Below are 19,480 nucleotides of genomic sequence, written 5' to 3'. Positions count from 1 at the left end.
TGGCCGCCGATACAGCGGGTCATCCGGCAGGCACCTGGCGATCAGCCTTCCATCGCGTTGAGCCAGCTTGCCGATCCTGCCGTGCTGCAACCCTTGCTGACCCGATTCGCCCTGCGTTACCCGGGGGTGAACCGTGCCGCCGTGGTGTCGCAGTGGTCGATGAACTACATGAGCATTGTCTTGCCCGCCACCCTGGCCTGCGTGTTGACGCGTCGCTGCGCCATCGAGTTCTGGGGCGAGGACGCGCAGCTGTTGCACGACGACGGCCAACCGGCGGCGCTGGGCCTGGCTGCCGGGCTGTCGGACTTGGCCGCGGATGACCGGGCGGCTTACTGGTCACGGTTGGTCCATGAGCACCTGGCGCCACTGTTCAGCACATTGGCCGCCGCCGGTGGCCTGGCCCCGAAAATATTGTGGGGCAACTTCGTCGCCATCTGGGACGGCGCCTTCGCCAGGATGGACCCGGACCTGTCCAGGGAGGGTTTCGCCGAGGCGCACCAGTGGCTGGAGCCCGTCACGGTGAACAATGGCCGCTTGAAACTGCGGGGTCTGCAACGCATGGTCGAGTCACCGGCGCCGCAGATTTGCCCCAGCTTGCCCTTGCGCCGGCATTGCTGCCTGCATTACCAACTGCACGAGCCGGTCGAAGGCCAACCGCCCGTGCTCTGCGAATCCTGCCCCAAGCTGCACCGCCTGCCAGTGGCGGAGCAGGTGAGTTACCTGCATTACATCTATGAGTAGGGCGTCGTTTTCTTTTGGGTTGGATTGGATTGGGTGCATATCCGTTGCTGCGGTAACGGCGACTTATGGTTCCGCTTTTACAGCGGGTCACTTTTGGAAAAGCGCCAAAAGTAACCAAAAACGCTTTGCCCCACCACTCGGTGCCTCGCTAGGGCTCGGCATGCCCTCACTCCGGCATTGCTCCGTGGGCCGCCGCGAAGGGCCATCCATGGCCCAGCGCGGCTACCTCGGCATCCATGCCGAGGTGCCCACTGCGCAATGCCTGCGTTCGGCCATCGTGGTTAACGGGGCGTCGAGATCAAGATCAAGATCCAAAGCAAGAGCAAGAGCAAGAGCAAGAGCAAGAGCATGAGCATGAGCAAGAGCAAGAGCGGGGTACAAGCCGACATTTTATGTGGCTGAGCCGCCGCTATCGCGAGCAAGCTCGCTCCCACATGGATTTTCGGCAACCACAAAAATGCACATACGCCGCAGAACCCTGTGGGAGCGAGCCTGCTCGCGATGAGGCCGGCACATCCAACATCACCGCAAACTGACACATCGTCTTCGCGAGCAGGCTCGCTCCTACAGGGGAAACGCGGTCTCACCAAGAACCAGGTCGGCTGTTAGGCCGCCTCGTGGTGGACGTTGATCTCGGACGCCCCGTTAACCACGATGGCTGAACGGAGGCGTTGTGCAGTGGGCAACCCGGCATGGATGCCGGGTTAGCCGCGCTGGGCCATGGATGGCCCTTCGCGGCGGCCCACGGAGCAATGCCTTCGTTCAGGCATGCCGAGCCCTAGCGAGGCAACGAGTGGTGGGGCATGAGCGCTTTGGTTACTTTCGCGCTTTTCGAAAGTGACCCGCCGTAAGGGCGGAACCCTTAGTGGCCGTTACCGCAGCAACGGATATGCACACTACCCCAAAAACAACGGCGCTTTTCATTTCTGAAACAAGCGCCGTTTTTCTAAGTCAACAGCACTACCCAGTGTTCAGGATTTCCTCAAGACAGCATTTCGACCACACGCATCGCATCAGCCTGTGGGGCAACTTCGCTGAGCTTACCGTGTTCGATGCGGATCAACCGGTCGGCCAGGCCGAAGTAGGCGTCGTCATGGGAAATGACGATCAGCAGTTTGCCGCGCTCGCGCAGGTCCGGCAGGATCCGGGTGTAGAAAAAGTGCTTGAACACCGGGTCCTGGGCGGCGGCCCATTCGTCGAACAGATAGCACGGACGGTCGTCCAGATAGGCGCTGAGCAGCGCCAGGCGCTTGCGTTGCCCGGTGGACAGCGCCAGGGTTGTCAGCTTGCCTTCCTCGATTTGCACCTTATGGTCCAGCTGTAGGTGGACCAGGTAGTCCTGCGCCTGTTTCACCAAGTGCGGATCGTCGCCATCGAACAGGTTCTCGAACAGGCAGAAGTCGGTGAAGATCGCCGAGAAGTGCTGCCGGTAATGGTGGTTGTCATTGCTCGAGGAGACTTGCTCGTCGAGCATGATCTCGCCGCTTTCCGGCCGGTACAGCCCGGTCAGCAACAAGGCCAGGGTGGTCTTGCCGCTGCCGTTGCCGCCGGTGATGAACACCACTTCGCCGGCATTGAGGGTGACGTCGATGGGGCCCAGGGTGAAGTGCCCGTCCTCGCGCTCGCGGTAGTAGGTGTGGGTGACCTGGCGGCGCACCCGGCTGCGGACCTGGGTCGGCGAGTTCGTGTCGAGGGGCTCGTCGGCGGTTTGCATCTCGCCTTCCAGGGCGCGGATCTTGTTCAGGGCCTCGCTGGCCCGGCCGAGGGTCGGCAAGGCATGCATCAGTTCCGACAATGGCGTGATCATGTAGAGGATCGCCAGGATATAGCCGGTGACCAGGCTCGCGCTCAGGTCGATGAAATGCGGCGCGGCGAACAACACCACGCCGATCAGCAGGTAGAACACGGCATTGCCCCAGTTCAGGACCAGGGCGTAGATGCTCATGCCTCGGACAAAATCGCGGCGGTATTGCTGGCTCACCGGTATCAGCAGGCGGGTGAAGAAGTGCTGCCGGCGCGGATGGTTGAGTTGCAGTTCCTTGCTGCCATCGGTGAGCAGGCGGTATTGATTGAACAACTGGTCCTTGAGCTCACGAGCACGGGAGATCGAGGTCAGGGCCCGGCGTTGCGGCCAGTGAAAGCTCAGGCTGCCCAAGGCGATCAGCAGCAGTGTCAGGCCGAGCAGCGGCATGCTGAGCCAGCCCAGGTAGGCGAGGCACGCGGCGATGATCCCGACGTTGACCAACAGGATCGGCACCAACTCCACGGCCTGGCTGATGGTTTGCGTATCGTCGGTAAGCATCGCCAGCAGGCGATGCTTACCCAGGCGCTGCAATTGCGCGTAGGGCGTGTCGATCAGCTTGGCGCTCAGGTGCAGGCGCATGTCGTTGACCGCCGCCTGGCCCAGGCGCAGCAGGCTGATGTCGGAGATGATCCGCGACACCGCGACCAACACCACCAGGCCGGCGAAGAGCAGGCCATCCACCGCGCGCAGCGTATCGAACACCTCCAGGCTGTGGTTGATGTTGGCGATCAGGCCGGCTGCCGCGAGGCCGCAGGTCAGACCCGTGAGGGTCGCCACCAGCAGTGCGCGCCAGGAGCGTTTAGCCATGAGTAACAACAGATCCATTTCAAACCACTCCGTGTGTAGCAATGGCCGTGAGGCGCGCCGCCAATTGTTCGTGCAGGGCGCGTTGCTCAAGGATGGTCAGGTGTTGCGCAGCGATGACCTCGCGGGTCAACGGCCCACTGCTGAGGTTTTCCCAGTGCGGGTCGGCGAATTCAGCCTGGGCCAGGGTATCGCTGGCCCACCAGACATGCACCGGGCAGCTCAACCGTACGGGCTTGAACGTGGCCAGCAGGTGCTGCGTATGCTGCTGGTAGCGCAGCCGTGTTTGTAAATGTTCCCAACTGTCGCCATCGAGTTGCAGGCCTTGTTGCCGTGCCCACTGGACCAGCTCCGGCAAGCGTGCCGCCGGGGGCAGGGCGTCCAGTTGCGCCAGCAACGCGGTCATGATCGGCGTTGGCAACTGGCGTAACACGGCCTGGCTGTCCAGCGTCAGCGCTTGGGAAGCTGATTCCAGCAGCGCTTCGACACTGTCTTCCGGCGCTTGATGCTGGTATTGCGAGTCGATGATACCGAGAAACGCCACTTCTTCGCCCTGGCTTTCCAGGCGCGCGGCCGCGGCAATCGCCAGCAGGCCACCGAGGGAGAACCCCAGCAGGTGATAAGGCCCTTGGGGTTGTTGTTGGCGCAGGTGCTCGACGTAGCACGCGGCGAGGCTTTCGATATCGCCGCCCAGCGTCGTGCTGTCGTCGGTCAGGTATGCCGCCTGCAAGCCCCAGAGGTGCCAGGCCGCAAGCGGCGTCAGCAGCGTGCGGTAATCCTGCACGTGGCCGGTGGAGGGGTGGAAGCAGAACAGATTGGCGGCTTCAACGGCGTTGGGCGCCGACAACCGTACCAGCGGCGAAAGCTTGAGTTCGGCCTGTACCAGTGCGGCAAATGCCGAGACGCTCGGGGCGTTGAACACCGCATTGACCGTCACCGGTGCCGACAGCGCGGTCTGCAAGCGGCTGGCAAGCGTCACCGCCGCCAGGGAATGGCCGCCCAGCTCGAAGAAGTCGTCGTCGATGCCCACCCGTTCCAGGCCCAGCACCTGTGCCCAGACCTCGGCGAGCAGGGCTTCCAGCGGTGTACGCGGCAAGGCGCTGCCGACGGTGTCGAGCACTTTGTCGGCCCATTGCTGCAACGTCTTGCGGTCGAGCTTGCCGTTGCCCATCAGCGGTAATGCCTCGACGATCCGCAGGGTCGGCAGCATGTAGTCCGGCAAGCAATCCTGGGCCTGGCCATGCAGCCGCGCGACCGTGGTCGAATGCCCGGGTGCCAGGGTCATGAAGGCGAACAGTTGCTGGCCGAGCTCGCCCCGGGGGATGCATTCGACCGCGGCCTGGGCCACGCCGGGAAGGCCGGCGAGCTGTGCCTGGATCTCATCGAGCTCCACGCGGAAACCACGGATTTTCACTTGGCGGTCGGCACGCCCGGTGATCTCCAGGCTGCCGTCATGGCGATAGCGGGCCATGTCGCCGGTGCGATAGAGGCGTTCACCTGGCCGTTGGGCCAGTTCGATGAAACGTCCGGCATTTTGTTGTGCGTCCAAGTAGCCGCGAGCCAGTTGCGGGCCGGCGATATACAGCTCGGCGCTCTGCCCGGGAGCGGCCAGCGCTTGCTGCTCGTCGAGCAGGTACAGGCGCATGCCGTCGAGGCGGTCGCTCAGGGGCAGGCGGCGATAGTCCATGGCCGGTTCGGCTTTGTGCATCACCACCCCCACGGTGGTTTCGGTCGGGCCGTAATGGTTGAAGACCGTCAGCGCCGGCGCGAGGCTGCGAATGCTTTGCAGCAGGCGCCGCGAGCAGCTTTCGCCACCGAGAATCAATTGCTTGCGCGGTAACACCGCAGCGCTCTGAGCGTGAATCAACCAGGCGTCGAGCAACGACGGCACGACCTTCAGGTGGTCGATCGGGTACTGCGCCTGCCAGGCTGCCCAGGCTTGGGCGTCCATTGCCGTTTCCTTGTCCAGCAGGTGCAATTCGCCGCCGCTGAGCAGCGCCGGGAACAGCAACGTGTAGCCCAGGTCGGCGGCCAGCGAAGTGACCACCGCACTGCGTTCGCCCACTCCCAGGGTCAGGCGCCGGGACACGCTTGTGACATAGCTGGCCAGTTGCCGATGCTCGACGATCACGCCTTTGGGCGTGCCGGTGCTGCCGGAAGTGAACAGCACATAGGCCGCGTCCTGGCCTTGGACTTCGGCGTCGATTGCCGTGGCAGGCGCTTGCTGCCAAGTCGCTTCATCACTCAGGTCGAGGCTGCCGATGCCGGGCAACGCGGGGGCGCTGCCGGCCGAACCGCTAAGGACGAAGACCGGCTGGGCCTGTTGCAGGATCGCCAGGGAGCGTTGCGCCGGCTGATGCACATCCAGGGGAACGAATGCCGCGCCGCTCTTGAGCACGGCGAGCATGGCCAGGACCATCTGCGCCGAGCGATCCAGGTACAACGCCACGCGATCTTCGCGACCCACGCCCTGGTCGCGCAGGTAATGGGCCAGCTGGTTGCTGCGCGCCTGCAATTGGGCGTAGCTCAGTGGCCCGTTGTGGTCGCGCAGGGCCAAGTGCTCGGGGAACTGCGCGGCACAGGCATCGAAACCGGCCGGCACGCTGGTAAACGGCAACACGGCGACATCGTCCTGCAGGGCGGCCAGCGTCGCGGTGAAGCTCGGCGCCTGCAAGGACAGCTCGGCCAGGGGTTTGTCGGGGTGGGCGAGGGCATCGAGCAGCAGCGATTGGAACTGCTCCAGCAAGACCCGTGCGGCTTGTTCGCTGTAGCGACCCGGCAGGTGGCAGAGGTTCAGGCGATAACCGCCGGCGCTGGTTTCGACCAACAGTAGCAGCTCCATGCCCGCAGGGATGGCTTGTACGTCCAGCACCGTGAGTGTCGATGCCAGGCTGCCCAGGGTGTCGAGTCGATCGGGCAGTTGCCCTCCCCACTGGAAGCCGTACTGCGAAGCCTCGGTCGGCAATGCAGCGCTGACGCCGCAGTACTCCTGCCACTCCGTGGCGTGTTCGCAGAGCGCTTGCAGGTCTGCCAGCGCCTGGGCAAACGGGCTAGCCGCCGCCGGTTGCCAGCGCAGGGGCAGGGGCTTGGCGAACAAGCCCCAGCAGTCGGCGAGTTCTTCATAGTCGTCGCGGCAATCGTGGACCCAGTTCAGGGTCAGTGCCGGGTTGTCACCGGTACTCAGGCGTTGCAACAGCACGCCCCAGGCCGTCATCAGGATCTGCTCGGGCGAGGCGTCGTGACGTTGGCAAAAACCGTCGAGGGCCACGCTCAACTGTGGATCGGCGCTCAGGCGAGTGGTCACCGGGGCGCCAGGGCGGTCGCTGCGTACCTGGCGGTAGAGCAACTCGCCGGCGGCCGGCTCGTCCAGGGCCTGGCTGGCCCAGAAACGCCGGCCAGGCTCGGCGTCTTCATCGGCCTGCAATTCGTAGAGCCAGGCGCTGTACTGGGTATACGTCATGGCCTCGTCATCCAGCGTCGGCGCATCCGTCGAGGCCAATGCCTGCGCCAGGCGCAGCAGGGTCCCGCGATCCGCGCTCAGCGCCGGCAGTTGCAGCGTCACCCGGTGGCGATCGTCGCCGACCGCGTGCGCCTCGACGCTGATGGCGTCCGCGGCCATGACGGTGGATTCCACCACTTGCAACGGCATCAGCAAGCCCGGCTCAGGCCGCACCCGCAGGCGCAGGGCCTCATGGCAGTCGCTCAGGGCGACGAGCCGTTGGCGCAGGCGCTCAAGGGCCAACGGGCCTGTTATTTCCAGTTCCAGGCGCACTGCGGGCAACCCCGCCAACCACTGGCTGCGTTGCTGGGGCGAGAGGGCGAAGGCTTCTTCACGTTTCTCGAAGGCGCTCATGCCTGCACCTCCGCAGTCGGCTGCGCTTCGGGCAGGCCGCCGGTCAATTCTTCACGGCGCATCATCTGGCCCATGGCGACGCAGATCTTGCGCTCGCCCTCGAAGGGATCCCGAGCGTGGGCCACCAGCATGTTGTCCAGCATCACCATGTCACCCTTTTGCCAACTGAAACGTACCGCGCAGTCTTCATAGGCCGCGCCGATCACCTGCATCACGGCGTCTTCGATCACGCTGCCGTCACCGTAGTAGACGTTGCGGGGCAGGTGCCCGGGGCCGAACAGGCTGATCAGGTTGCTGCGCACTTCCGGCTCCAGGCAGGCGGTGTGGTGCAGTTGCACCTGATTGAAGAACGACAACTCCCCGGTCTCGGGATGCGCGACGATGGCCGGGCAATGCTGGGCGATCCGCAGGTTGTCGGCCCCCAGCCACTCCCAGCGCATGCCTGATGCCAGGCATTGGCGCTCGACTTCCTCGCGCTGTTCGGTCTTGAAGAAGTCCTGCCAGCGCACATCCAGCTTGTCGGTGAAGTGCCGCACGTAAAGCAGCCCCAGGGCCTTGAAGCGAGCGACGATATCCTCGGGCAAGCGCGCCAGCACCTGCCGGCAATCGACGATGGGCGTGCAGCCGCCACGTGGCGCCGGTGTTTCGCAGTAGAACCACTGCTTGCGTGGCCACTGCGGCAGATGGGAGCTCTCGTTGTGGAAGAGAATCATGTGCTGTTCCGGGTACGGCGTGGAGTGGTAGATGTTCTTGCCGGAAGTGTTCTTCGGCAGGTCGCCGTAGGTCCCGTAGAGGTCGGGCTCGATGGCCTGGGCGAACTGCTCGAAAGCGGCGGCATCCGGCAGGTTGAAACCGCGGAACAACAGGCCGCCGTGGGTCAGCAGTTGGGCGTTGATCCATTCCCGGGCTTGCAGCGCCCAGTGCACCGGGTCCAGGTCGCCGAGCAAGGGCTCGATCACCAACGGCAAGGCTTGCCCGGCGTCGAGGGTGCGGGTACGGACCTGCTCGTGGGCCACCTGGCTTACGGCGGTTGCGCGGGTCTGCTTGAGCTTGCTCAGTTTCGACTGCTTGCGCGCGCTGCGGGCCGAGGCCTCGTCGAGCGACGCTTCAGGCTGGGACGGTGCGCTGGCATTGCCGCCCTCAAGGCGCCACGACCATTGGTCCAGCGCTTGCGCCGGGGCCACGACGAGCTGCTCCAACAGGTGCTCGAAACCTTGTTCTAGGCGCTGGATGGTCTGCTCTTGCAACACACTGGTGCGATACACCCAGCGCACGTTCAGCCCTTGTTCCTCGTCTTCTTCGACAAACACGGCGAGGTCGAACTTGCTGCTCTCCTGGGGCGATACCAAGTGTTCCACCTCAAGGTCCGGCAGGCTGGCATTGCCGCTGGGTGTGTTCTGCATGACGAACAACACCTGGACCAGCGGATTGACCCCTGGCGTACGCGGCGGCTGCAGTTCCTCTACCAGTTTGTCGAACGGCACTTGCTGGTGCTGGAACGCCGACAGGCAATCTTCGCGCAAGCGTTGCAGGCGGGTGTCGAAGGTTTCGCCTTCGCTCAGGCGGGCACGGATCGGCAACACGTTGACGAAGAACCCGACGAGGTGTTCCAGGGCCGGATGTTCGCGGTTGGCCAGGTCGGTGCCGACGATAAAGTCATTGGCCCCGGTGGTCCGCTGCAACAGGCTGTTGAAGGCGTTGAGCAGGACCATGAACAGCGTCGCCCGTTGTGCCTGCGCATAGGCCTTGAGCACCTGCGTCTGGGCGGCGGTGAAGCGTTGCTCCAGGGCCGCGCCCTGGTAGTCGGGACGTGCCGGGCGTGGCTGGTCAAGCGGCAGCGGGTTCACCATGGGCGCGCCGTCGAGCTGGCGACGCCAGTAGTCGATGGCCCGGCCCAGCAGGCGCTGTTGCGCTTCGCTGCGTTGCCAGTAGGCATAGTCGGCGAACTGGATCGGCAACACTGGCAGCACCGGCGTCGAGCCGCTGGTGCGGGCCTGGTAGCCGACGATCAACTCCTGCATCAGGATGCCCATGGACCAGGCGTCCGTGGCGATGTGATGCAGCACCAGTTGCAGCACGTGATCGTCGCTTCCCAAGTGCAGCAGGTTGGCGCGCAGCATCGGCGCCTGTTGCAGGTCGAACGGACGCCCGGCCTGTTCATCGATCAGGCGTTGCAGGGTTTGCGCCTGTTCCTCGCTGGCGAGGTGACTCAGCTCGGTCGGCGTCAAGTCGACCATCGGCGCCGGGCTGATGACCTGGCAAGGCTGGTCGCCGTGGAGGTGGAACGCGGTGCGCAAGGACTCATGGCGTTCGAACACCGCTTGCAAGGCTCCTTGCAGGGCCGCGACATCCAGCGCGCCACGCAGCCTGACGGTGGTGGTCATGTTGTAGGCGGCGCTAGGGCCTTCGAAGCGATCCAGGAACCACAACCGTTGCTGGCTGTAGGACAGCGGCAACGGCTGGTTACGCGGCGCCAGGGCGATTTCGCTGTCGCCGTCGGCCTCGCTCTGGGCGTCGCGCTGTCGATCCACCGCGTCGGCCAGTTGCTCGAGGGTGCCACGCTCGAACAGCGTGCGCAGCGGCAGGTTCACGTTCAACCGTCGACGAATCCGCGACAACACCTGGGTGGCCAGCAATGAGTGACCGCCGATGGCGAAGAAGTCGTCGTGCACACCCACGTTGTCGAGGCCGAGAATTTCTTGCCAGAGTTCGGCCAGGACCTGTTCGGTCGGCGTGCGCGGTGCCATGGATTTCGCCTGCGCCGTTTCGTCCTGGGGGACGCCCAGGGCGGTGAGGGCACGACGGTCGACCTTGCCATTGGCGTTCAGTGGCAATTGCGCAAGGGCCAGCCAACGAGCCGGGACCATGTAGCTTGCCAGTTGCTGGCCCAGGTAAGCGCTCAAGGCCTGTTGCGTGGACTCGCCGCCCAGGTCGGCCGCTTCGTCGAGCACGTACCAGGCCACCAGTTGCAACGCGCCACGGGCATCGGGCAGCGCCAGCACCGCCGCGCTGTCCACTGCCGGGTGCTGCATCAGGCGGTTTTCGATTTCGCCCAGTTCGATGCGGTGACCACGGATCTTCACTTGCTGGTCGCGACGGCCGAGGTATTCGATCACGCCATCGGCGCGCATCCGGCCGATATCACCACTGCGATACAGGCGCGCATCGGCCTGGAATGGGTGCGGGACAAAGGCTTCGCGGGTGCGTTGCGGATCGCGCAGGTAGCCGCGACCGACGCCGACACCGCCGATGCACAACTCACCCGGCACGCCGATGGGAACCATGCGCAGGTCTGAATCGAGGACGAACACCTGGTTATTGGCGGTCGGCTTGCCGATGGGCATGTGCAGGCAGTCGTCGGCTGGCGCTTCGGTGATGGGGTAGAAGGCGACGTCGTCCGAGCACTCGGCGGGACCGTAGGCGTTCATCAACGCAATCGCCGGGAAGCGGGCGAACCAGTCCCGCGCCAGGGCCGGTGGCAATGCCTCTCCGGTGGGCAGGAGCCAGCGCAGGCTCGCCAGGGCGTGGTGCGCCTGGCTTTCCTGGAGCATGCCGCGAATCAGCGCCGGCACGGTTTCCAGCAGGGTCAGCTGATGTTCTTCAACAGCGTCGAGCAGGGCCACGGGGTCGTGGGCCTGGGCATCGGGCAGGATGTGCACGGTGGCGCCGAACAGCGGCGCGGCGAGGAACTGCCACACGCTGATATCGAACGCCGCCGAAGCGGTCTGGGCAATCCGGTCGTGCTCACCCAGGCCCAGGCTCGGGACCTTGCCGAACATGTTGTTGAGCATGCCTCGCTGTTCGACCATCACGCCTTTTGGCGTACCGGTGGAACCGGAAGTGAAAATCACGTAGGCCAGTTGCTCAGGGGTGTGGGCGTAGGTGACCGGTGGCTGCTCGTTGCCTTGCCAGAGCGCCTGGGCGATCAGGCAGGTGGGTTGCTTGCGCATTTGCGGCAGGACATTGTCCAGTGTCGAGGCTGCGTGCTCGCACACCAGCAACAGCGGCGCTTCACCCAGGTCCAGCAGTTCCGCCAGGCGGGCGTGGGGCTGTTGGATATCCAGCGACTGGAACGCCGCGCCGACCTTGAGCGTGGCGATCAGCATCGTCAGCAGCGCCAGGCCACGCTCGGCGAACAGCGCCACCAGGGTTTCCGGGCCGGCGCCGGCGGCTTGCAACGCATGGGCGATGGCATTGGCGCGGCGGTCGAGTTCGGCGTAGGTCAGTGATTGCCCCTGGCAGATGGCGGCCAGGTGGTGCGGGCGACTGCGCACTTGCTCGGCGAACAGCGCCGCATAGCCGCGCTCCAGGGGGAAGTCGACGTCGCTGCGGTTGCAGTCGATCTGCAACTGCCGACGTTCGGCCTCGGGCAGCATGTGCAAGCTGCCCAGGGGCGCCTGCGGTGTCTCGAGCATGCCCGAAAGCAACTGCACCAAGTGCCCGAGCATGCGTTGCACGGTGTCCGTGGTGAAACGCTGGCTGTCGTAGGACAGGCGAATGCCCAGGCGGTCGCCGGGGTACAACACCACCGTCATTGGGAAGTTGGTGTGCACGCGGTCTTCATAGATGTCGATGCTGAAGGCATCCAGTTGCACGCTGCTGATGTCCAACGGCGCGTTCTCGAACACCACCAGGCTGTCGAACAACTGCTGGCCGCGCGGCACTTGGCTGCAACGCTGGATGTCCACCAACGATGCGCTTTCATGTTCGCGCAACTGCGCATTGTGGGACAGCAGCGCTTGCAGCCAGTCGGCCACTGGCGCCTGCGGGTCGACATCGATGCGCAGTGGCAGGCTGTTGATGAACAGCCCGACCATTTCTTCTACACCGGCGAGGTCGGTCGGGCGGCCGGCGACGGTCACGCCGAACAGCACGTCGCGGTTGCCGCTGTAGCGCGACAACAACAGCGCCCAGGCGCCCTGGATCCAGGTGTGGGGTGTCAGTTGGTATTGCTGGCACAGCTGCTGCAGACGCTGGGTCTGGGCGATGCTCAGGGTCTGGTCGAAGTCGCCGACCTGTTCCGGTGCCTGCTCCGGGCGGGCCACCGGGCTGTCCACATGCAGCGGCGTTGGCTCGCTGAAACCGGCCATTTCGGCTTGCCAGAACGCGTGGGCGGCAGCCATGTCATGGCGTTCCAACCAGCTCATGTAGCCGCGGAACGAGCGCAGGCGCGGACGGGCCACCGGCTCCTGGCGCACGATGGCCTGGTAGATCGCCAGCAGGTCTTCCATCAGCAGGCCGAAGCACCAGGCGTCGGTCAGGATGTGGTGGAAGCTGCGCACCACGGCGAAGCGTCGCTCATCGAGTTGGAACACCCGCAGGTGGGTCAACGGCGCACAGGCCATGTCGAAACCTTGCAGGCGTTGTGCTTCGAGGGCCTGATCCATCGCCAGGCGCTGTTGCTCTTCGTCGAGGTGGCGCAAGTCCTGCCAGTCGAACGCCCGGTGGGTTTGGCGATACACACATTGCAGCGGCTCATGGTCGTCCTGCCACCAGCACGCGGTGCGCATCATCGGATGGCGCTCGAGGAACAGCTGCCACGCGGCTTCCATCGCCGGGCGCTGCAAGGCCCCATCCCAGCTGTAGCGTTGCTGCATCAGGTAGATGCCGCTGTGGGGTTGCAGCAGGGTGTGCAGGAGCATGCCTTGTTGCATCGACGACAGCGGGTAGACGTCCTCGATGTTCAGCCAGTCCAGCGGTTCGGCCGCCAGGGTCGCCGCTTGCTTGTGGCACAGCGGGAACGCCTGGCTGGCAGGGCGCAGGTCGGCTGCGCTGGCCAGCCCGGCGAGTTCGCCCAGGCGTTGTGCAAGGCGTGGTGCCCAGTCGGCGGCGAGGGTGCCTTGGCTGCGTACGTGCAGGCAGTCATCCTGCCACCAGGCGTCCAGGGTCAGCGGGCAAGTCGGCGTTGTCAATGGGCTTGCGGCTTCGACCTGGGCCAGGATGCCGCGTTCTTCGCGGTGGCTGTCGAAGTTGCCCAGCCAGCGGATGGCGACCGATGCCGCGGGCAGGTCGCGCAGCGGTTCTTGCAGGTAGGTGTTGTCCGACAGGTAGCGCAAGGCGCCATAGTCGACGCCGTGTTGCGGGTAGGCGCGGATCTGCGCGGCCAGTGCCTGCAAGCGTTGCAGGAGGCTGTCGCCTTCGGTCTGGAGGAAGTAAGGCACGGCCAGGGCCAACGGGCCCATGATGCGTGCCGGATCGAGGTCGGCCACGGCAATCGGCGCATCGACCGGCAGGCGCTCGGCACTCGGCCGCGCATCGTGCACGCTCAGGGCGACCAGGCCATCGCCGCACGACTCGCGGCACTGTTCGGCCACGGCAGCGGCCAACAGGCTGTTCCAGTCCAGTTGCAGCACTTCGCCCAGGCGCTTGAGTTCGCCTGAGGTGACGGCTGGCAGGGTTTGTTCGTTCACGCTGGCCGGCTGTTGGCTGTCAGGCAGTTGCAGCGGTTCCACGCCGGCGTATTGCAGCCAATGTTCCCAGGCCTCGTCCAAGGCATCGCCCTGGGCATGGGCCAGTTGGTGCCGCGTCCACTGGGTGAAGTCGCCACCGGCGTAGGACAGGCGCACTGGCCGCTGATAACGCAGTTGCGCCAAGGCCAGGTTGAGGTCGGTCAGCAGCAGCGACCAGGACGCTTCGTCCAGGCACAGCGGATGTGCGGCCAGTAGCAGCGAATATTTGCCGTCCACTTCCAGCAGACGGGCATGCAGGCTTTGGCCAGCCTCCAGTTCCAGCGCGTCGACACCGGCCTGGGCCAGGGCTTGCAGGTGTGCCGGGGCGCAGGTCGCCAGTTTCTCGGTGGCGATCACCGGGGCCTTGGCCGCGACCAGGACCTGTTGCTGCCACTCGCCCTCCGGCAGGGCCTTGAGCGCCAGGCGCAGGGCCTGGTGATGTTGCTGCAAGGCGCTGATGGCCTGGGTCAGCAGCTCGCTGTCGATGGCCTGGGTCAACGCCACGCAACGCCAGGTGGCGTGCAATGGCCCTTGTTGCAGGCGTGCGAGTTGTCCGGCGGACAGTGGCAGTTCATAGCCATCGGCACTCTCGTGCGCCACGCCCTGGCTGGCATCGGCGCCCAGCACGCGGGCGATGTCGGCGATGGTACGGTTCTCGAAGAGCTGGCGGGGCGTGAGTTTCAGCCCTTGCTGGTTGGCGCGGGCAATGATCTGCAAGTTGATGATCGAGTCGCCGCCCAGGGCGAAGAAGTTGTCGTGCACGCCGACACGTTCCAGCTTCAGGACGTCTTGCCAGATGGCGGCCAGTTGCGCTTCGACTTCATTGCGCGGGGCAACGTGGGTGGCGCTGTCGTCCGTGGGTTCGTGCGGGAGCGGCAAGCGCTGCACATCGACCTTGCCGTTACGGGTGAGGGGCAGTTCGTCGAGGGTGATGAAGTGCGCCGGCACCATGTAGTCCGGCACCCGCGCACCCAGGTCGTTGCGCAGTTTCGTGGCGGACAGCGACTGGCTGGCGACGAGGTAAGCCACCAGGCGCAGGCTGCCGTCCAGTTCCACGGCACGGACCAGCGCCTGTTCGATCAGCGGCGACAGGCGCTTGATCTGCGCTTCGACTTCGCCCAGCTCCAGGCGATTGCCACGGATCTTGACCTGGCTGTCGACCCGGCCGAGGAACGCCAGTTGGCCGTCTACTTGCCAGCGCACACGATCGCCCGTGCGGTACCAGCGTTGCTGGTCCGCGTCGAGGTGGAAGCGTTCGGCGGTCAGGTCTGGGCGGTGCAGGTAACCCCGGGCCAGGGCGCCGTTGATCAGCAGCTCACCGGACACCCCGGTGGGCACCAGGCGACCGTTGGCGTCCACGACTTGCAATTGACGATTCGGCAGTGGCCGGCCGAGGGCGATGCTGCGCAGGCCTGCGGACAGTTCGGTGGCAATCGCCCCGACTGTCGCTTCGCTCGGCCCATAGTGGTTGAACACCCGCAGCCCTGGCGCCAGGCGGTTGACCTGCTCCAGCAGCACCGGGCTGAGGGCGTCGCCACCGAAGACCAGCAGGGCGCGCGGCAACAGGCGCGCATCGGGCAGCGCCTGCAACAGGCCGGCCAGATGGCTTGGGGTGATCTTCAGCACATCCACCGGGTGTTGGGCGAAGAGTTCGGCCAGTGCCAGGGGGCTGAAACCGCTGTCTTCATCCACCAGCAACAGGCTGGCGCCGCTGCACAGGGCGCCGAACAGTTGGGTGTGGCCCAGGTCGGCGGCGATGCTCGACAGCAAGCCGTAGCGGGCCGCCGGCGGCGGGTTGAGTACCGCGTGCACCGCCGTCAGGTAATCGACGATGGACTGGTGCTCGACCACCACACCCTTGGGGGTGCCGGTGGAGCCCGAGGTGTAGATCACGTACGCGGCATCAGTCGGACTGTGGGGCACGGTTGGTGGTGTGTCTGGCTGGGCGGCGATGGCGTCGGCCTGTTCCGCCAGCCACAGCGTCGGCGTGTGCTCGGCCAGGCCGTTGAGCAGGGGCGAGGCGGCAGCGCCGACCAGCAGCGCGGCGCGGCTGTCCACCAGCACGTCGGCCAGGCGCCCGGCGGGCTGCTTGAGGTCCAGCGGCAGATAGGCGGCGCCAGCCTTGAGGGTGGCCAGCAGGGCGATCACGAACTCGGCGCTGCGTTCAAGGGCCAGTGCCACGACGCTGTCCTGGCCGATGCCCTGGGTGAGCAAGTATTGGCTGAGGCGGTTGGCCTGCTGGTCCAGTTCACGGTAGGTCAGGGCAACCTGACGGTCGCGGACCGCCAAGTGTTCCGGGTAGGCGGCCACTTGTTGTTCGAAGCGCTGGTGCAGGCATGCGGAAGGCACCGGCAGTTGCGCGCCGCGCCCCTGCGCGAGCAGTTGCTGGCGTTCTTCAGGGCTCAGCCACTCCAGCTCGCTGACCCGGCGCTGCGCTTGCGCCGTCAACGCCAACAGGATGGCGCGCAACTGTGCCGACAACACCGCGACCTCGGCATCGCTGAAGCGACTGCGGTCGTAGCTGATCAGGTAGTGCAGTTGCTTGTCCGGCACCACAATCAGCGACAACGGGAAGTGGTTGCGGCCTTGGGTAAGGGTGATGCCTTCAACCTGCTGGTCGTTGCTCGGGGCACTGAAGCTCAAGCCGCCGGTGTCCTGGTTGAGCGCGTCGGTGACCGGGAAGTTCTCGAACACCAGGATCGAGTCGAACAGCGCCTGCTCGGCGGCGATGCGCGTCATCGACTTGAGCTTGCCCAGCGGCAGGTAGGCGTGGTGGCGCAGATCGCTGTTGGCTTGCTGCAAATGTTGCAGCCAGGTCACCAGCGTCGGCGCGTCAGCCCATTGCACGCGCAGCGGCAGGGTATTGATGAACAGCCCGACGGTGCTGTCCACCGCCGCCAGGTTCTCCGGACGACCGGCGACGGTGACGCCATAGACCACGTCGTCACGCCCGGCGTGTTGGCCCAGCAGCAATGCCCAGGCGCCCTGGATCAAGGTGTTGATGGTCAGGTCGTGCTGGCGGGCAAAGCTTGCCAGCTGCTCGGTTTCGCTGGCCGTCAGCAGGTTTTCCCGCTCGGCGAAGGGTGCCCCCGCAGGTGCGGGCTGGCGTACGGCGAAAGTGGGCAGCGGCGTTGGTTCGCTGACGTCCTGCAACTGCTCGCGCCAGAAGCCTTCGGTGGCGGCCATGTCCTGTTCCGCCAGCCAGGCGATGTAGTCCCGGTAAGGGCGGGTCGGCGCCAGGTCGGCGGGGCGGCCATGGGCGTGTTCGTAGTACAGCGCCAGCCATTCCTGGACGGCAATGCCGACGCTCCAGCCATCCATGAGGATGTGATGGAAGGTCCAGATCAGATGCCAGCGTTCGGGGGCCAGGTGCACCAGGCACACGCGCATCAGTGGCGAGTCGTTCAGCTCCAGCGGTTGTGCCCGCTGTTCCAGCGCCAACTGTTCCAGCGCGGCCTGGGGCTCGGCGCGGTCTTGCCAGTCCAGTTCGGTCAGGGGCAATGGCACGTCCTGTTGCACCACCTGATAGGCATCGTCCAGTTCTTCCCAGAGAAATGCACTGCGCAGCACGGCGTGGCGCTGCATCAGCGCCTGCCAGGCGCGGCGAAACGCGCTCAGTTGCAGCGGGCCGTTCATGTCCAGGCTCAATTGCTGGTAATAGACCCGCGAATCCGGTTCATAGACGCTGTGGAACAACAGGCCGTGCTGGGTCGGCGAAAGGGAGTAGATGTCTTCGATGTTGTTCATGCTTGCTTGGTCCATTTCAAAGTCTTGAAAACTCAAGTGAGTCGATCCAGGCGCCGCGCAGGTCTCAGACCTGCGCAGGCGCGGCGGCGCTCGCTAGCTTTGGGAATCGGGTTTGGTCTTGAGCTTGCCCAGCAGTTTGTCCAGGGATTTCTGGTTCAGCGCCTTGGCCAGCGGGAAATCCGCCGGCATCAGCGAACCGGCCTGCGGGTCGAGGCAGTGTTCGACCAGCGCCTGCAAGCGTTCCAGCAGGCGAGCGGGCAAATGGCTGTCGGCGTTCGGCGTGCCGCTGTGCCATTCGACACGCAACACGCCGTCCTCCAGCCAGGCCACCACTTCCCGGGCATGGGTCACTCGGTTCACCGGGGCCACGTCCGGCGGCGGGGTCAGGGCGCTGGCGCGCAACCAGCCCGCGGGCGTTTGCTCATGCCCCAGGTAGTTGAACAGCACGTCGCCGTGGCTGGCCGGCAACTCACCGCGCTGGCGCAGCAAGCCGTAGCCCAGGCCCAGGCCGGGGACGTCACGCAAGGCTTGCTTGGCGTTGCGCACCTGATCGCCCGCGGCACCGCTGGCGCTCACGTGCAGCGGGTAGAGGGTGGTGAACCAGCCGACGGTGCGGCCGACGTCCAACCCGGCAAACGGTGCGTCACGCCCGTGGCGCTCCAGATCCACGACGATGTCACTGCGCTGTTCGACCTCGGCCAGGGTCGCGGCGAGGGCGGCGATCAGCAGTTCTTCCGGTTGCGTGCGGTAAGCCGCGTGGGATTCGGTCAGCCATTGGTGCGTGCGGCTGGCGTCCCAGCGGGCCGCGAGGGTCTGGCGCTCGGCGACCGTGGCCATGGGCGGTCGGTTCGCAGAGGCCTGGGCACTCCAGTAGCGATGTTCGGCAGCAGCCTTCGCGGCATGGGCTTGCAAGTGCTCGGCCCATTGACGATAGGAGGTGGTTTTCGCCGGCAACGTCGGCTGCTCGCCGCGCTCCAGGGCTGGGTACAACTGATGGAAGTCTTCCAGCAGCGGCGTCCAGGACACCGCATCGACCACCAAGTGATGGGCCACCAGGTACAGGCGCTGCGACGTGCCTTCCACCAGGGCTGCGGCAAACAGTGGGCCGTGTTGCAGGTCCAGGCTTTGCGCGACGTGCAGCAGTTGTTCCGGCTGCTGGCAGCAGGTCAGTTGGGCCGGAGCCACTGGCGCGATGTGCGCCTGCCATTGGCCGTCGACCTCGGTGAAGCGCAGGCGCAGGGCGTCGTGGTGGGCCACCAGCCGGTCCAGCGTGGCTTGGACGATGGCCGGTTCCAGGCGACGGTCGCTGTCGGCCAGCACCGATTGGTTCCAGTGCGCGGCCTGGACCTGTTGCTGGTCGAAGAACCACTGGTGCAACGGCATCAGCGGCATCGGTCCGGTCACGTCGCCTTGTTCGGCCTGGGTCAGCAGGGCGGTGGTCACGTGGGCCAGGGCCGCCGGGGTCGGCGAACGGAACAGGTCCCGTGGCGTGAGCGAATAGCCCTGTTCACGCAAGCGTGAGATCAGTTTCAGGCCGAGGATCGAGTCACCGCCCAAGGCGAAGAAACTGTCCGAGGTGCCGACTTCACGGCCGCCGGTCAAGGTTTCGCCGAGCAGTTCGCCGAACAACTGGCAAAGCAGGCGCTCCAGGTCGTTGCGCGGTGCCGCGTAGTCTTTCTGGGTGTTGGGCAAGGGCAGGGCGGCCAGGGCCTTGCGGTCGATCTTGCCATTGGTACTCAGGGGCAGGGCCGGGATGTGCACCCACACCGCTGGCACCATGTAGGCCGGCAGCTCGGTCGCCAGTTGTGTGTCGAGGTCCGACTGCGCGGTGGCACTGCTGTAGAACGCCACCAGGCGGTTGTCGATGACCAGGGTGCAGGCGCCGGTAACGGCCGGCAGGTTCAACAGGGCTGAGTCGATTTCCCCCAGCTCGATGCGCTGGCCACGCAGTTTCACCTGATGGTCGAGACGCCCCAGGTACTCGATGTTGCCATCGGCCAGGAAACGGCAACGGTCGCCGGTGCGGTACAGCCGATCTCCGGCCACGAACGGGCTGGCGAGGAAGCGTTCTTCGGTCAGGTC

Annotated in this window: 5 protein-coding genes; 1 reads left to right on the top strand and 4 read right to left on the bottom strand. The window is 65.5% G+C overall.

The genetic code is table 11. The features are described from left to right. The first annotated feature begins 57 nt into the window (after positions 1-57). Positions 58-741 carry a siderophore-iron reductase FhuF gene (gene fhuF / locus HGO40_RS13355; protein ID WP_250963381.1) on the top strand — a complete coding sequence of 228 codons (684 nt, stop codon included), beginning with the start codon at positions 58-60 and terminating at the stop codon, positions 739-741. A 982-nt stretch (positions 742-1,723) separates the two neighbouring features. On the opposite strand, the gene HGO40_RS13350 is transcribed toward fhuF, so the two are convergent. The 4 genes from HGO40_RS13350 to HGO40_RS13335 form a co-directional block, all read right to left on the bottom strand. Further along, positions 1,724-3,370 (bottom strand): cyclic peptide export ABC transporter, encoded by a 1,647-nt coding sequence (locus HGO40_RS13350; RefSeq protein ID WP_250963380.1) that lies wholly within the window; start codon positions 3,368-3,370, stop codon positions 1,724-1,726. 1 nt (position 3,371) lies between these two features. Continuing rightward, complete coding sequence (locus tag HGO40_RS13345; protein ID WP_250963379.1) at positions 3,372-7,202, bottom strand: non-ribosomal peptide synthetase; 3,831 nt, start codon at positions 7,200-7,202, stop codon at positions 3,372-3,374. Continuing rightward, positions 7,199-17,398 carry a non-ribosomal peptide synthetase gene (locus HGO40_RS13340; protein WP_250963378.1) on the bottom strand — a complete coding sequence of 3,400 codons (10,200 nt, stop codon included), beginning with the start codon at positions 17,396-17,398 and terminating at the stop codon, positions 7,199-7,201. Before HGO40_RS13340 ends, HGO40_RS13345 begins: the two co-directional genes overlap by 4 nt. 93 nt (positions 17,399-17,491) lie before the next feature. Further along, positions 17,492-19,480 (bottom strand): condensation domain-containing protein (locus tag HGO40_RS13335; protein ID WP_250963377.1); only part of this gene is annotated, 1,989 nt, incomplete at its 5' end.

It is taken from the genome of Pseudomonas sp. CG7 (genome assembly GCF_023701885.1).
Lineage (GTDB): Bacteria > Pseudomonadota > Gammaproteobacteria > Pseudomonadales > Pseudomonadaceae > Aquipseudomonas > Aquipseudomonas zanjanensis.
This window is presented reverse-complemented; position numbering and strand designations above follow the sequence as displayed.

Coding starts and splice junctions, on each gene's coding strand:
- HGO40_RS13350 (WP_250963380.1), bottom strand. CDS start 3,370: ATGGATCTGTTGTTACTCATGGCTAAACGCTCCTGGCGCGCACTGCTG.
- HGO40_RS13345 (WP_250963379.1), bottom strand. CDS start 7,202: ATGAGCGCCTTCGAGAAACGTGAAGAAGCCTTCGCCCTCTCGCCCCAG.
- HGO40_RS13340 (WP_250963378.1), bottom strand. CDS start 17,398: ATGAACAACATCGAAGACATCTACTCCCTTTCGCCGACCCAGCACGGC.